We start from the raw sequence: 16200 nt of genomic DNA, 5'->3' as shown, positions 1-16200 counted from the left end.
CCTATTCCAAAATCCTTATCCAAACCTGAGGTTATGTTACTCAACAAAGGCTACTTGGCCCATGTTTTAATATATTAACGGCCTGTTTTATACCAAATGACATTAAATGAATAGGCAATTAGCACACCCAAAAGGTAGTTCGTGTTTTAAGGTCGTGATTGTTACTCACTGTGCTCAAAATAAATACGATAAGTTGACGACCAAATGGGAAACTCAACCTCCATCGCGTAGCAAGCAAAATGCGTATCATCTAGTTCACTATAGTTCAATAAAAAGCCAATTTTCTCTGCTAGCTCAGGATGTTCGGTTATATAATTTTGTGGGGACTCCAACGAGACGACTTGAAGCTGTGGAAAGTCAGGTAGTCGCTCAGTCCACATATCAGCCGCATTGAGTTTACCCTCATCGACTTTTTGATTGCCATGATAGCAGCCCACTTTAACATTGCTCGTGGCGTTAATTTTTTTGTCGACAAAGACCAATAATGTGAGTTTTTTTGCTGGATTTTTAATTGAAATACTGGTTGATGTGCATTGACTGCTGTGTGTGAGAGGGTTGACGAGCTCATCTGGGTTATTAAAAATAAACGTTGCATCGGTCGTATCATTGTTTGGAATATCGTCAAAGACCATGCCTGAGTTACTCACGGAGTAACTACTATAAGCATCATATAAACCAGACGATGAGTAACGTTCAACAATCCCCATGCTAAATTCGTTGGGTATGATCCGAGAGGCATGTGTTATGAGAGCTGGCTTGTTAAAGTCACTTGGATGAGGGTGACTATAAAATTGCACAAAAGGGGCTGCTTCCTGTGTTCTTGATATCCCTAACTTACTGATCATAGCAACTTCTTGTAGAAAGTTTGGGTTAGTTTGGTTAACGGTCAGAATATAACTGCAACATACATGTTCGACGCTAAAACCAAGTAAAGACTTTGCTGCGTAGTATACTTGCGCGCGGTTATCACTTTTTGATGGCGCATGTTTGGTGTGCATGGCATCCAGTTGTCGTTTGAGATCCGCATGGCTTGTCGCATGGCATGCTATGGCTTGCGCATAGAGTAAATGTGCTTTACTTAGCTTCTCATACGTTACGGTGCTGATGTACGGTTTGGATTTATCAATAAACTCTTCAAATGCTTTAACCCCCGGCAATGCACAAAGTACCTGATGCCCGTCGGTAGACTTTTGCGCATTAAAAATACGTTGACTGTTTGAGCGATGATAGCTTAGAAATTGCGTCATACTATTTATGCTATGTACATGCGGTGATAACTCAGTGAGTACGAGTTTTAAAGCACTTTTTATTCGCTCTCCAAGACGCATAAGTTCTGAAGAAGTTAATTGATTAAGTCCCATGATATTAAGCAGTTCGATTTATCATACTGTTCAGATTACATGGGACTTAGGCTTTTTAAAAGTCAGGTTGAGAACTTATAAAAATTTTATAGGCATTTTCCAACGTCACTCCATGCGCCCCACGGACCTGATTCCTCAGGGTTTTCACCTTGTACCCACCAATTTGCCTGATATACCGTGTTATTCAGCGTCACTTTATCGCCAGCGGTATATACCGTTGAAGGCGACCATGGTTGAATACCATTACAACCAGAAGTATCGCCATTCGTTACCGTGACCGTCTCAACATGTTGACTCACTTGGCCTTGGTCATCAGTAACATTAAGTGTCACTTGATAGCTTCCAGGGGCTCGGTAGCTGTGGGTTGGAGAAAATTCGGTACTGCTGTTACCATCTCCAAATGACCAATTGCTAGCAACAATTTGACCATTGTCACGACTTAAATTGGTAAATGTGGCGTTCAATTTAGATGTTGTAACGGAAAAGTCAGCGCTCGGCAGCGGATCTGTGGTAACAGAGCAGGCTTTACCCTTCTTCCATACTTGGCTATATAGATCTGGTGCTGCTCCTTGTGACCACCATGTTGCTTCATATTCAAAGCCTTCATAACTGACTTTATCACCCAGTGCGTAAGATTGTGCTGCATCCCATGCTTGAACACCATTACACGGGGTTGTCATGACACCTATCTCTACTAATTTAGAGGTTGTATGTGTTTGCTGGGCAGTATCAGTCACAGTTAGGCTGACAGTGTAATTACCTGCTTGAGAAAACTGGTAGCTAGGACTGGCGGCATTTGAAGTCCCCCCTTGTTGATCGCCAAATGACCACGCGTGTGCGATGATTCCGTTATCGTCGCTAGAACGATCATTAAACTGTGCAGTGAGTTGACTGACTTGAACATCAAAGTCAGCAACCGGTAGTGCGTCAACTGGGTCTATCAGGCCTGTTTTGTCTTGTATCCAATTTAAATAGCTGGTGGTTCTTGTAAATGCAGTTGCGCCACTACAGCCAATGCCCCAGCTAACTGTACCAATACTGTAAAAATCGTTACCAACACGCACGGCATAGGGCCCGCCACTGTCGCCGTTACAAGCGGACTTCCCACCTTGGCCACCGCCACATATTACCGAACTTGGGATATTATAGTTGAGTTGGCTTGAACAACTGGCATTGCTGATCACTGGCAATGCAACTTCAAGTAGTCGATCACTTGGACGGCCTCTGTTTGAGGTTAACCCCCATCCAGATACGGTTACAGAGTTACCGATATTTGCGTACTGTTGCTCTATGTCGGCGGTTGGAAGCTTAGCTGGCGTATATTTGGCATCAGCCGGCGAAGCTAATCGTAAAACGGCAATGTCGTAACCTGAACGAATCCCATTGGCACCACGCCATTGTTCATGATTAATGATCTGAGATACCCGCAACACTTGACCATCATTTTGTGACAGGGAGTGCGCGCCCACTTTCACAGTCAGGTTACTGGTTGAAGCACTGTCTAAACAATGCGCAGCGGTGAGTACCCAATCTCGGCTTAGCAGAGTGCCGCCACAGCCTTGACGACCATTCATCAACAGCGCAACTTGGTAGGGTCTAGAGTATGCCGGTGTTTCACTACCACCAACGATATTTGGCGTTATATCCAATTCTGAGGCGCTAATACCAGCGCTCAAAAGTGAGGTAAATACTGCCAGTGCAGAAAGTGTAATTTTCATGTTATATCCTTAGATTCTCATTATTGAGTAATCTAGAAATAATCTGAGATACACCTTGGATGCAATAGGGAGCTGATAATTCACTCATGGTCAGACCTGTTTATTTGGAAGGATACAAAGCGAAATAAGCAGCAAGAACAGAGCTCTATATGTAACCAATTATTTACAATAGGGGGTAGCGACTAAATCGAATGAAATTCAAACAGAATGAGTTTAAAGACGAAATCATCAATTTATTGGCGTGGTTTCATCTGTCGTATCGTTAGGTGTAGGGTTAATTAAGTTTAACAGTCAGCTGGTGTTGTGCGTTTATGGCATAATGGGTGATATTGCAATTTAAATGTTGAAAGATCCCCTGAAGACACAGTCAGCGTCTATGGTCGATTAGGTTATGAGGAGTAGTAATGGAATTGAACAACGCATCGTCGGTATCTGAAAATGAATCAGATGAAATCAAATTTTATGTCGTCTCACAGAGAAAGTTCTTAATTTTATTCATAGCGACAATGGGAATGTACGGTGTGTATTGGTTTTTTAAGCATTGGAATGAGTATAAAAAAAGTACCAATGATGATATGTGGCCTATTGCGCGGGGAATTTTTTCTATATTTTTTACCCACGCTTTATTCGCTCTTTTTGAAATGAAATATGAGCAGAAAACGGGAAATGCACCTAAAAGTTTTAACCATTTCGCAACGATATACGTGGTGGTTGTAATTGGCAGTAATATTAGTAGTCAATTGTCTGATCATGGTTATGGTAATCCGATCACACTATGTTTAGGGCTGCTGATGTATCCGATATCATGCTGGGTTTTGTACCAAGCGCAGTCGTTGGCGAATTATGCCGGTGAAGATGTTAATGGGGCATCAAACAGTAAACTCACTGCGTTAAATTATGTGTGGCTGATACTCGGTTCTTTATTATGGGGACTGATGATTATAGGTATATACGTTACGTTCATAAACACGTAAATCCACGGCCGATAATATATAAATAAAGATTAAACACTCACAGTGCGGTTGCTTTTACGACCGCAAATTTTATTGATTAAGTTACATTTAGGTTTTTGACTGAAGCCATTTTTGGGCACTATGAGACAGTCTTTGAGTAGCAGACCAAATTTACGTTTTTCTATGCAGTTTACTTTGTTGTTCACCCGTATTATGGGTTACGTGAGTACGGTACGTAACAGTTGCTCACTGAGTTGCTCTAAAATCACTTTGTCTCTTCTTGTTGCTGTGTAAGTACGTATACCGTAAATACCCATTGCTAAAAATTGAGCACGTTCTTGCGCATCAGGGTGTGCTGTAACTTCTTTATTTTGGATGCCGGTATTGATAATTGACGCTAAACTATTTTCGAATGAATTAAGGTTTTTTGCTAAAACAGTTGATACTTCATGGTCTTGGCCTACGAGTTCAGTCAATGTTTTGGTTAACAAACACACTTGTCCAGATTCTCCGTTTAAGCATTCTTCTACAATGACTTCAAGTAAAGCATGTAGCGCATCACGGGTGTTGCTATGTTGCGAAAAAAGCGTTTCAAATTGACGATTTCTATCGTGTTGATATTGTTGTATTGCACCGAGCAACAAGCCTTTTTTATTTTTAAATGCGCAGTAAATGGAACCTGGGTGTAAACCTGTGGCTTTGGTTAACATTTGCATACTGGTTTTGTTATAGCCATATTGCATAAATGTCGTCATAGCTTGACGTAATACGTATTCTTTATCGAACTCTGCGCTTCTCATATCATCTAAATATTACTTAATAATAGCGTTTATCATAACTTAATTTGATTACTTATTCAAAAATCACTCTTGAATGATCATTCAAGGGTGATTATATTAAATTCCATATTGAACAACCATTCAAAAACTCAAGACGTTTGGAGAAACACAATGACAGATGCATTATTTACCCCTTATAAACTGAATAACTCAATTACGTTAAGCAATCGTATTTTGATGGCCCCGCTAACGCGTTGTATGGCAGATGATAAATTGGTACCGACAGAGGAAATGGCTGCCTACTATACGCGTCGCGCCGATACTGGACTTATTATTTCAGAAGCGACTATTATTCGTCCCGATGGTCAAGGATACCCCAATACCCCAGGTTTGTTTACTGATGAACAAATCGCAGGCTGGAAAAAAGTAACAACGTCAGTACATAATGCAGGAGGTAAAATTTTTGCACAGCTTTGGCATGTTGGTCGTGTTGCTCATCCATACTTTTTTGGTGAGGGGGATGTGTTGAGCGCTTCAAGTATTGGTATTGAAGGCTCGGTGCCACGTATGCGAGAGCTTACTTTTCAAACCCCAAGAGCTGCGTCAACTGAAGAAATAGCGCAATTGGTGACAGATTATGCGCAAGCTGCAAGTAATGCAATGGCAGCTGGGTTTGATGGTGTGGAAATTCATGGCGCGAATGGATATTTAATTGACCAATTTCTACACTATGCTGCAAATCAACGGGATGATAAATATGGTGGTACACCAGAAAATATGGCGCGATTCGCACTTGAAGTAGTCGATGCGGTGGCTGACAAAATTGGTGCGGATCGAGTTGCGCTAAGGCTATCACCAGGGGCATATTTTTTAATGCAAAGCCATAATGATGACCGCGCGGTGTTTGATTATTTACTCAGAGAACTTAACTCGCGTGATTTGGCTTTTGTTCATATTGGTATTTTTGACGATTCGATGACGTTTGATTACTTGGGCGGTCATGCATCGGATTATGTGCGGAGTATTTATACCGGCACATTGGTAGGAGTAGGCGGATATACAGCTGAAACAGGGGCCAAAGCAATGGCTGATGATCGCTTTGATTTGGTTGCAATTGGACGTCCTATGATTGCAAACCCAGATTATGTACACCGTGTAAAAAACAATGAAACACTTGTGGCTTATGAAGAAAGCATGCTACAAGAACTCGTTTAACAACACTGTGCTCTTACGCAATATGTGGGCACGTTAATCAATCTGGACATATACTTAAGTAAAATAGCGTAAGAGTGTGTCCAGTTGCCACTTCATTCACTGCAAAAGAAAATGACAAAACTACTTCATGGACGATATTTATTATCGCTACGTGAAGCATTTATTGCACTAATTCCCTATTTTGTGAGTAGTGCGTTAGCGATATTGGCATTAAATAGTGCACTGACATTCAATCTAGTATCAAAAGATAGCCAAATTGCACATGTAGTTAGTCATAGTGCGCAAATTATTTTGTTGTTTTTTCCTGTTGTTGTCAGTATTTCTATTGGCTTTTTCTTGACCAAAAATTATGCTCAAAGCGGTATTGTAGGCGCATTATTAGCGGTATTATGTTTTGCTGTTCATGGTGAGTTTTTACAGCTGAACAAAGGTGAATTTACCTTGAGCAGTACATCGACAGCATATGCCATTATTCTACCCAGTATAAGTAGTTTACTGTTTATCTACTTAATGCGCACCTTGCCGCAACCAAGGCGACAATTTAGCGCGTTGAGTCGGTTTTTACGCGAAAAATTTTTAGTGATTCTCCCTTTTACTTTGGTGTTTTTTAGTTTTTATGTCTGGACCCCGTTGTTAGGAGATTTGGGACATTTAATTAGTCTATGGTTGGCACCCGATATATCTCAGGCCTCGGTCGCTGAGCTCACATTCCAAAGAATGATGGCCTCTCATACGTTTTGGTTTTTTGGCGTTCATGGCGACAATACGTTTAGTATGCTCTTTGAGGAGTCATTTTTAGCAGAAAATGTGGTGGCTAATTTATCGGCAAAAACATTTTATGACACCTTTGTATTGATTGGTGGTACAGGTTGTTTTGCCGGCTTAATTGTTGCGTCTTTCTGGTTGAAAAAAGGCACTCATGAGCGCAATGTTGCACAGTTATCAATCCCTTTTACAGCATTCAATTTTTGCGAGATCATCCTTTTTGCATTACCGATATTTCTCAACCCAGTGTTACTTATCCCATTTATACTTGCTCCAGCCATTAATTTTTTTATTGCATTTAATGTGTTGGAGTGGGGTTGGGTGAATACCAATAACCTAGAAATAAGTTGGATGACGCCTACCTTAATTAGTGGGTATCAGGTAAGTGGGGGTATATCTGGAGTAATATTACAACTGATGTTACTTATCGTAAATGCATGTATTTATTACCCCTTCTTAAAATGGCACAGTGAACAAATACATTATCAAAAAGCCCTTAATCAGTTAAGTGAGCAGTTAAATATTTCGGAGCAACTACGCTCTGCTAGTGAGTCTCAATTTATACAGACGCAAAGAGCAAAAGAGCGTTCTTCAAAAGCATTGAACAAAGTGTTAAAGGAACTGGCGCAAGGGCAGTTATTGTTGTACTACCAACCGCAAATTAGCCAAGTAACGGGGGGAATTGTCGGTTACGAGGCACTCCTTAGATTAAGAAAATCAGACGGCACGATTGTTGGGCCCTATTTTATTGATGTATTGGTAAAACATGGGCAAACGTCGATTATAGACTCATGGGTGATTGAGCAAGCTGCCGCTGATCTAGAGCATTTTGCATCACAAGAATATTGGCCGGTGATCAGCATTAATGTGAACCCAACACTTATCAGTGATGATAAATCGGTTTTGTATATTTGTGATCGTTTTAAAGACTTTCCTAAGCAGTTAAAAATTGAAGTGGTTGAATCGAGTTACTTTAACGACAAGTCAAGTGTCATTACCAATATCAACCGCTTGAAGCAGCATGAAATAGCAACCGTCATTGATGATTTTGGTACTGGGTATTCCAGTTTATCTATGCTCGCTGATTTGCCGATAGAGCAAGTGAAGTTGGATAAAGCTTTTTTAGATAAGGTAGCCACAGAGCAAGGGCGAGAGTTTTATAGTGCAGTGGTACAACTACTCCATCAAATGAATAAGCAACTAGTGGCTGAGGGCGTTGAGTCACAGCCACAGCTGAACTTTGTCAAAGGACTCAAGATAGAGGTTGTTCAAGGGTGGTATTATGAAAAAGCAATCCCGAAAGAGCATGTATTAAATTACTTTAATGATTTCAAAATGGTATGAAATGTAAGGCAATGAAAGCAGAGCTTCATTTGTGGTTTACCATAAAAAAGTATTGCATGTGGTTGGCGGGTTGTTTATAACGTACACAAACGGTACTGTTTACCAGTGCTAATCGTATTTTAGCAGGCAGTATATGCAAGAAGAATTACTTAATTCGGTGATTAAAATCACCAAAACAAGAGACGTCGACTCTTTGGAATATAGCCTCATTTCGACGATTCAAGAGTTTATCGGTTGTCAAGAAGTTGCTGTGTACAAAGACCTTCAGATACAAGGTGAATTAGCAATTGAAAGAAGCCTATCACTAAGAGTATTGACAGATAGAGAGTATGAATGGGACGAACGAGAAGTGGTACGTTCCCCTAAACCCGAGCTGGTGTCGTGTCTGCAGTCTGCGTGTATCATTACGGTACAATCGACAGATGGCGTTGAACGTCGTTGGTTACCTATTACGTTATTGGAAAAACCCATTGGTGCGATTGCCATTATTAGTAATGGTTTAAAAAGTTCAGATCAAGTACTTTTGAATGCATTTTGCCGCATATTTGAAAATTATTTGACCATTTTACATGAAAATGAAAGGGATAAATTAACTGGCTTATTGAATAGGCAAACGTTTGAGAAAAAGCTCAAGCAATTAATGGAAAAGCAAGTTATTAAACAGCATAAGACGGTGTGGCAAAGTGACTTGCGAAATCAACATCAAGGGGCTACTTCTTGGCTTGCAATGGTAGATATTGATCACTTTAAAAAGGTAAATGATAACTACGGCCATGTATGCGGGGATGAAGTGTTGTTACTGTTAGCACAAAAAATGCGCCAGTTTTTTCGTTCTAGTGATTTGTTGTTTCGATTTGGTGGTGAAGAGTTTGTGATGGTGTTTGAGCCGACAGATTATGAGTCTATCAATAAAAAGCTTAGTGAGTTTATGGAAGTGGTGCGCAGCACGCATTTTCCATTTGTAAAAAAGTTGACAATAAGTGTTGGTATGTCGCGTATTAGCCCCTATGATTTTCCAATAACCGTGCTAGAAAATGCGGATAAAGCACTGTATTACGCGAAAGAAAATGGACGCGATAAGTTATGCTTTTATGAAGAACTGATCGCAAATAAGCTTATTGAAACACATCAAGAAGGCAGTGATATAGACTTGTTCTAGAGCTATCTAAGCGCTTATAAATAACATAAACTGTGCCAAATGAATAAACAAATATAGCTGCTTGATATTGCATCGTGAATGCAGCTTATGATTTAGGTTTGGCACACAATGTTGCATGTAATTCAATCAAACCGTATGGAAGCGCTGCAAACGCAATTCCATACGGTACTTAAAACAGCACCTCTGAGTTCTCCGTTTAAAAAAGAGATTGTGTTAGTGCAGTCACCAGGTATGTCTCAATGGCTTAAAATTGGCATGAGTCAGGCGTTGGGGGTGGCTGCGCAGATCGACTTTCCATTACCTTCGAGCTTTATTTGGCAACTGTATCAACAATTTTTACCGAATGTGCCAAGCGAGTCACCCTATAACAAATTAAATATGACGTGGAAGCTCGTCACTATTTTACCGGCATGCCTGCCTGATACGCGTTATCAAGAGTTATCACAATATTTAGAAGATGATGAACATGGCCTAAAATTATTTTCCTTGTGTGAAAAAATCGCCGATGTTTATGACCAATATTTAATGTATCGGCCGCAATGGCTTAGCATCTGGGACTCAGGCGTGGATACATTGATAGATGTAGACGTCAATATTGCATTATGGCAGCCAGATTTATGGCGTCGTTTAGTGAGTCATACCAAAAGCTTACAACAAAGTGACTACCATCGCGCGAATATGCATACTCAGCTTGTGGCTGCACTAGCTAGTGCTAAACCAGAAGATTTACCGGAAAGGATCAGTATTTTTGGCCTTTCTGCAATGGCAACCAGTCAGTTAGAAATTTTTCAGGCGCTAGCAACTAAAACAACGATTTTGTTATTTTTCTTTAACCCCAGTGAGCACTATTGGGGAGATTTGGTCGATGAAAAAACACAAGCGAAAATTGAGGCGAAATATGCTAAAAAGCCAGAAGTAGACGCACAGCAAGGTGAGTATTACTTTATCGGTAACCCACTATTATCTTCATGGGGAAAGTTAGGACGAGATTATTTTGAACAACTTATACAATTAGACGCGCAGTGGCTTGATGGGTTTGTGGATGACTTTGATGAAACATTACTGGGTAAAGTCCAAGGTGAAGTGTACCAACTGGCTTTTAAAGGAGAGTCGTTGACTGATGATAAAGCGTGGTTTATTAATGACGAAGGTAAATTGCCCATTGCAATTGATGATCGCTCTATTTTATTACAAAATTGCCATACTCCGCTGAGAGAGGTCGAATGTTTGCATGATCACCTGCTCAGGTTGTTTGAACAAGATCCCGTATTATCACCCAAAGATATTATAGTTATGATGCCGGATGTCGGTACCTATAGTCCTTACATCGAAGCGGTATTTGGCGGGGCTGGTGGTGAGCGATTTATTCCTTACGCTTTGGCTGATTTAGCTATTGAGCAAGAAAAGCCTATTTTGAGCTCGTTCATTACGCTGGTTAATTTACCATTTAGCCGTTTTGGCGTGTCAGACATCATCGATTTATTGGCCGTCACTCCGATAGCAGAACAGTTTGGTCTTGAAAATAGTGAATTTGACCAACTTAAGTATTGGTTAGATCAAGTGGGTGTTAAGTGGGGGCTCGATGCGGACCACAAGCAAGAGCATGAATTGCCTGCAATGGTGTTAAATACTTGGCAACATGGGCTTCATCGTTTATTACTCGGAATAACTAGTGCAGATGAACACGCTGAATTTAATCATATTTTTCCAGCTGATCAAGTTGAAGGCATGGCGGTTAATACACTCAGTAAATTAATTCATTTTGTTGAAAGTTTATCGAAGTATAAAGCACTCTTGTCACAACGCACCCGATTGAACAGTAAAGCGCAAGTGTTGCGAGATATGGTCACGGAATTTTATCATCAGGAAGCTGAACAAAGTTGGGACTTACTCACACTTGAAAAGGTGATTGATGATTTGGGTAAACATGATGATAATCTTGATATGCAAGACACTGTTTCTGCCCAAGTGATCAGTTACTTGGTCAAGCAGGGGGTACAAGAGAAGGGCGTTGGTCAACGATTTTTAGTGGGGCCAGTTAATTTTTGTACCCTAATGCCAATGCGCGCAGTACCTTTCAAAGTCGTGTGTTTATTGGGCCTTACTGACGCAGATTACCCTCGCTCAGTACAGCCTATTGGATTTGACCTTGTACCTTATTCACATCGTCAAAAAGGAGATCGTTCACGTAAGTTAGACGATCGTTATTTGTTTTTAGAAGCCTTATTAAGTGCGAGAGAATCGTTATATTTAAGCTATGTTGGCCGGTCATGTTTTAATAATGAGCCACAAATGCCATCGGTTTTAGTCAGTGAGCTATTTGAGTATTTAGATCGGAGCTTTTGCTATGAAGATAATACGACAAAGCCGTCACAACATTTGTTATATAAATCGCCACTGCAACCTTTTCACCCAAGTTATTATTGCAATGATAACCCATTGCAAAGCTATAACCCTGTCTGGTTGGTCAATCAAGAACCTTTGTCTAAACAGGTGCCAGAACCGCTCAATATTGCTGTGCAAGGTGAAGTTGAATTGCTTCAATTTTTACGCACTGTTATGAATCCGCAAGAAGCATTTTATCAGCAAAGTTTGGGTCTTCGATTACCCCAGCTTATGATGCAAGATAAGGATGAAGAGCCCTTTTTACTTGACACCTTAGACCGGTATTATTATTTGGATGAGTTGTTAGCTTTGTCATTGGCAGAGCAAACAATTAATGATAAGCAATTATTACAGCGTGGTAATCTACCACAGGCGCATGTAGGGGCAATTCAATTAGAGCAGTTGAATCGACGAATTGCGCCCATGGTTAATCAAATTAAACCTTTATTAAAAGACCACAGAGCGCCTGTAGAGGTAAAACTCACGATATCAAATTGTATTTTATTAGGCTGGTTGGATGCTTTGTATGGCAACAAGCAGGTGTTTTATCGCAGCGCGAGTATCAAAGCGAAAGATAAGATCCGAGGCTTTTTAATGCACTGTATTGCGCAGTGTCAAGGTGAAGCGGTGAGCACATATATTTACGGGTTAGATGAGCAAGTTGTATTTTCTCCAATAAAGGAAGAAGTCGCTTATAACTATGTACAACAGTGGTTTGATTTTTATCAGCATGCTTTAACTGAGCCCGTGCCATTTTTTCCTAATTCTGGATATGAATTTGTGAGTTCGAAAGACATACATAAAGCAGCTAATAAATTTGCTGGTGGGCAGTATGTTGGTTTTGGTGAATGTGAGAACCCATATGTAGCGCTGAACTTTTCAAATTTATTTGATGTAGAAGTAGAGTTTAGTCAATTGAGTCAGCAATTGCTGAGCGCAATTATTGAACTTGCACAGGAGAAAAAGTATGAAGATACTTAATCCTCAAACGATGCCATTATTTGGACAGAGTTTAATTGAAGCGAGTGCTGGCACCGGAAAAACGTATACCATAACGGGGTTATATTTACGCTGTTTGCTCGGGCTACAAATAGATCATACGCAAATGGCGTTAAGTGTTGATCAAATTTTGGTTGTGACTTTCACCGAAGCAGCAACGCAAGAAATTAAAGAGCGTGTGCGTAATCGTATTATTACCGCCCGTGATGCATTGTTAGGTGCTCCCTGTGAAGATGAGTTGATAACAGCAATACTTGCACAAGTGAGTGATCAGCATGCAGCTTTTGCATTGTTAGATGCCGCGGCTAAATCTATGGATGAAGCGGCTATATTCACCATTCATGGTTTTTGCCAACGCATGTTGAAGCAACATGCTTTTGAGTCTAAAGTCGCATTTAATCTTGAATTCATTTTAGATGAATCTGAATTGATTATTGAGGCGGTAAAGGACTATTGGCGAGGGTTTGTTTATCCATTAGATAAAGACACCACATCTGCTGTGTTAGAGCACTTTTCAAGCCCCCATGCTTTGGTCTCTAGAGTAATGAAAATACTGAACAAGGGAAGCGCAAGTGTTACGCCTGAATTTGATTTACAAGCGGTACTTAATTGTCGTAAGGACTATCAATCACGGGCAGTTTCTTTTAAGAAAAAGTTATTGACGAGTGATTTTTTTAGTGTACTAACTGGTTCTGATTTAGCAAAAAATAAAGCCCCTGGCCGGGCTGCAAATATCAATGCATTACGAGATTATTGTGATAATGAGTCGTGGTATTTTGAATTCGGCACAGCGAAGCATTCATTTAATTTGTGGGCCGAAGAGACATTACAAGACTCGCAGTATTACAAAAAAAATGGTCAGTTAATCAATCATTCAATGTTGACTGAGTTTAGTCGCATGGCTCGGTTACATACGCAATTAAGTCAAGGGTTACCTTTGGCAATATTACAACATGCTAGTAAAGCGGTGAAAGAGTTACTTCGTGCGCATAAACTAAAGCATGGTTTAATTACGCCAGATGACTTATTGAGTAATTTATACGATGCGTTGTTGGCAGAGCAAGGAGACATATTACGCACTAAAATTGCAACCTTATATCCGGTCTCTATGATTGATGAGTTTCAAGATACTGACCCCACGCAATATGGTATTTTCAATCGTATTTACCAAGATCAAGATAACACCACGTTGACCATGATAGGAGATCCTAAACAAGCGATTTATGGTTTCAGGGGCGCAGATATATTCACTTATATGGCGGCAAAAGAACGAGTCAGTGAGCAAGCAAAATATACCCTCTCTACGAACTACCGATCTGCACAAGGCGTGGTTACCGCGATTAATGGTATTTTTTCCGCCCATGAGCATAGTTTTATTTTTAATCAATCCATTCCATTTGTGAAAGTTGCCGCAAAGGGAAAGAGTGAGTCAAATCGTTTAATGGTGTTGGGGAAAGCGCACAATGCGCTGACGTTTAGTGTCTTAAAAGACGACAGCGCGACGACCAGCAAAGCGGTTGCTTTAAAGTCGCTAAGTTCTATATTTGCTAAAAAAATCACGTTGCTACTAACCCAAGCAGCACAGGGGGAGGCTAATATTGGTGATGTCGCGGTTAAAGCAAGTGATATTTGTATACTGGTACGAGATAGAGCTGAAGCGAGTATTATCAAATCGGCCTTGCAACACCATGCTATCGCCAGTGTGTATTTAGCGAGAGACAGTATTTTTAAACAACCCATTGCTTTAGCGCTCTTACAGTTTTTAACCGTGTTACATGGTAGCTACGATGAAGCTGCGTTACGAGGGGTATTAGCAAGCCCACTGTTTTCCTTACATCATCAGGAGATTTATGAACTCCGTGAGCAAGAAACTGCATGGCAATGTTATTTAGATCAGTTTGCCCAGTTACAGCGTATTTGGCATAAGCAGGGGGCAATGGCAATGTTAGAGCAGCTGCTTATGGATAATCAACTGCCTAGATTGTGGAAAAGTAATGACTACCTCGTTGAGCGGTGGCTAACAGATTATCGTCATCTATCGGAATTGTTGCAGCAAAAGCAAATTGAATTAGACGGCACATTGCGTGTATTACGTTGGTTTTCAGCACAATGTAGCGACGCACAACAAGACGCTGCACAAGTTAGACTAGAAAGTGATGCTGACTTAGTGAAAATTGTCACTATGCATGCGTCGAAAGGGTTGGAATACCCCATCGTGTATATGCCTTTTGCAACCACATACAGAGAGGCTAGCGATGTGGTTTATCATGACAATCAAAAGCTTGTATACAGTGTATTACCTGACGATGAGCAACGCGCCCTGGCCGAAAAAGAACGTCTTGCTGAAGATATACGTTTACTTTATGTTGCTGTTACACGTGCAATACATCATTGTGATATTGGCCTGTTTAATATTGCAGCCGGGCGGACCAAAAAACCAGGCATAAATCACACTGGGCTCGGTTTTGTATTGTTTGGTACACAGCCATTTGTAAACGCTCAGCAGTGGCACGAGCAATTAGTGCAGTTTTGTACAGCACATCCAGATATGGCATGTGATTTTATTGATGGTACAGAGGATATTGAAAAAATAGGCGTTCAGGTTGAACAGCACAACGCGCTACATGTTAAAAACGTAAAAACCAAAATAGACAGGCAATGGCGAGCGACCAGTTTTAGTCAACTAAGCTATCAAGCACACAATGATGAGCGGCCATTAGGCGCGTTAGATGAGAATCATCAGCTTGATTTACCTGAGCAACACGCAATGATTGAAGCGTCTGCCTATAGCTTTCCCAAAGGTGCCAAACCCGGTAGTTGTTTGCATGAAATTTTTGAGTTGATTGATTTTACACAGCCAGAGTCGCCTTCGAATTCTGCTCAAATCTCCTTATCAGACGCAGTGGAACAAAGCTTATTGAAGTATAGAATCGATGAACAGTGGCAAAAAACAACGGAGCAATGGATCTCTGCATGTTTAGAATGCACATTAAATGAAGAAACGAATCTTAACTTAGCCGCTTTGACTCCTGCGGATTGTTTGGTGGAAATGGAGTTTTATTTACCTCTGGCCCCACTGAATGCTCCAATGCTTAATAAGTTACTGTTAGAAATAACAGGGCAAAGCAGTCATTTACAGTTTGAACAGGTTAAAGGCTTACTCAAAGGGTTTATTGATTTAATATTTATCCATAATGGGCAGTATTTTATATTGGACTATAAATCGAATTACTTGGGAGATAGTGCTTTAGATTATCAAAAAGACAACTTACGCTCCGCAATGGACGCGCATCAATATCACTTACAGTATCTTATTTATTCTGTTGCATTACATCGGCTGTTACAACAGCGTCTTCCAGATTATGACCCTAATGTGCATTTAGGTGGTGTGTATTATTTATTTTTAAGGGCTTTACCAGATGCGTCGGGCGTATTCTTTAATAAATTAACGATACCGCAATTAATGTCATTAGATGCATTGTTTTCAGAAGGAACTTTGTGATGAGCCAGTTAGACTTATTT

Annotated in this window: 9 protein-coding genes; 6 read left to right on the top strand and 3 right to left on the bottom strand. The window is 40.5% G+C overall.

Annotation, left to right across the window (positions count from 1 at the left end; all coding sequences use genetic code 11):
- Positions 1-161: 161 nt before the first annotated feature.
- Complete coding sequence (locus J8L97_RS13525; RefSeq protein WP_211050401.1) at positions 162-1361, bottom strand: hypothetical protein; 1200 nt, start codon at positions 1359-1361, stop codon at positions 162-164.
- Positions 1362-1447: 86 nt separating this feature from the next.
- The gene (locus tag J8L97_RS13520; RefSeq protein WP_211050399.1) at positions 1448-3079 is read right to left on the bottom strand and encodes a trypsin-like serine protease; all 1632 of its coding nucleotides are present in this window, start codon (positions 3077-3079) and stop codon (positions 1448-1450) included.
- A 404-nt stretch (positions 3080-3483) separates the two neighbouring features.
- On the opposite strand from J8L97_RS13520, the gene J8L97_RS13515 reads away from it, so the two are divergent.
- On the top strand, positions 3484-4053 hold the full coding sequence (locus J8L97_RS13515; RefSeq protein WP_211050397.1) for a hypothetical protein: 570 nt from the start codon (positions 3484-3486) through the stop codon (positions 4051-4053).
- 197 nt (positions 4054-4250) lie between these two features.
- On the opposite strand, the gene J8L97_RS13510 is transcribed toward J8L97_RS13515, so the two are convergent.
- Positions 4251-4832 carry a TetR/AcrR family transcriptional regulator gene (locus tag J8L97_RS13510; RefSeq protein ID WP_211050395.1) on the bottom strand — a complete coding sequence of 194 codons (582 nt, stop codon included), beginning with the start codon at positions 4830-4832 and terminating at the stop codon, positions 4251-4253.
- 150 nt (positions 4833-4982) lie between these two features.
- Here J8L97_RS13510 and J8L97_RS13505 point away from each other — a divergent pair, with 150 nt between their 5' ends.
- From J8L97_RS13505 to recB, 5 genes are all read left to right on the top strand, one after another.
- The gene (locus J8L97_RS13505) at positions 4983-6026 is read left to right on the top strand and encodes an alkene reductase (protein WP_211050393.1); all 1044 of its coding nucleotides are present in this window, start codon (positions 4983-4985) and stop codon (positions 6024-6026) included.
- Between the two features lie 111 nt (positions 6027-6137).
- The gene (locus J8L97_RS13500; RefSeq protein ID WP_247682572.1) at positions 6138-8135 is read left to right on the top strand and encodes an EAL domain-containing protein; all 1998 of its coding nucleotides are present in this window, start codon (positions 6138-6140) and stop codon (positions 8133-8135) included.
- A 133-nt stretch (positions 8136-8268) separates the two neighbouring features.
- Positions 8269-9294 carry a GGDEF domain-containing protein gene (locus J8L97_RS13495; RefSeq protein WP_211050391.1) on the top strand — a complete coding sequence of 342 codons (1026 nt, stop codon included), beginning with the start codon at positions 8269-8271 and terminating at the stop codon, positions 9292-9294.
- A gap of 108 nt (positions 9295-9402) precedes the next feature.
- Positions 9403-12660 carry an exodeoxyribonuclease V subunit gamma gene (gene recC / locus J8L97_RS13490; RefSeq protein WP_211050389.1) on the top strand — a complete coding sequence of 1086 codons (3258 nt, stop codon included), beginning with the start codon at positions 9403-9405 and terminating at the stop codon, positions 12658-12660.
- Entirely contained in the window at positions 12647-16180 is a 3534-nt protein-coding gene (gene recB / locus J8L97_RS13485; RefSeq protein WP_211050386.1) for an exodeoxyribonuclease V subunit beta, read from the top strand. The genes recC and recB overlap by 14 nt, the downstream gene beginning before the upstream one ends.
- Positions 16181-16200 lie beyond the last annotated feature (20 nt).

This window comes from Pseudoalteromonas sp. MMG012, from assembly GCF_018100875.1.
Taxonomy (GTDB): Bacteria; Pseudomonadota; Gammaproteobacteria; order Enterobacterales; family Alteromonadaceae; genus Pseudoalteromonas; species Pseudoalteromonas aurantia.
The sequence above is the reverse complement of the archived record's forward strand: the minus strand, read 5'-3'. Positions and strand labels throughout refer to the sequence as shown.

Bases quoted from the DNA above. Each gene is read 5' to 3' on its own strand.
- J8L97_RS13510 (WP_211050395.1), bottom strand. From the start codon at position 4,832: ATGAGAAGCGCAGAGTTCGATAAAGAATACGTATTACGTCAAGCTATG.
- J8L97_RS13525 (WP_211050401.1), bottom strand. From the start codon at position 1,361: ATGGGACTTAATCAATTAACTTCTTCAGAACTTATGCGTCTTGGAGAG.
- recC (WP_211050389.1), top strand. From the start codon at position 9,403: ATGTTGCATGTAATTCAATCAAACCGTATGGAAGCGCTGCAAACGCAA.
- J8L97_RS13495 (WP_211050391.1), top strand. From the start codon at position 8,269: ATGCAAGAAGAATTACTTAATTCGGTGATTAAAATCACCAAAACAAGA.
- recB (WP_211050386.1), top strand. From the start codon at position 12,647: ATGAAGATACTTAATCCTCAAACGATGCCATTATTTGGACAGAGTTTA.
- J8L97_RS13505 (WP_211050393.1), top strand. From the start codon at position 4,983: ATGACAGATGCATTATTTACCCCTTATAAACTGAATAACTCAATTACG.
- J8L97_RS13520 (WP_211050399.1), bottom strand. From the start codon at position 3,079: ATGAAAATTACACTTTCTGCACTGGCAGTATTTACCTCACTTTTGAGC.
- J8L97_RS13515 (WP_211050397.1), top strand. From the start codon at position 3,484: ATGGAATTGAACAACGCATCGTCGGTATCTGAAAATGAATCAGATGAA.
- J8L97_RS13500 (WP_247682572.1), top strand. From the start codon at position 6,138: ATGACAAAACTACTTCATGGACGATATTTATTATCGCTACGTGAAGCA.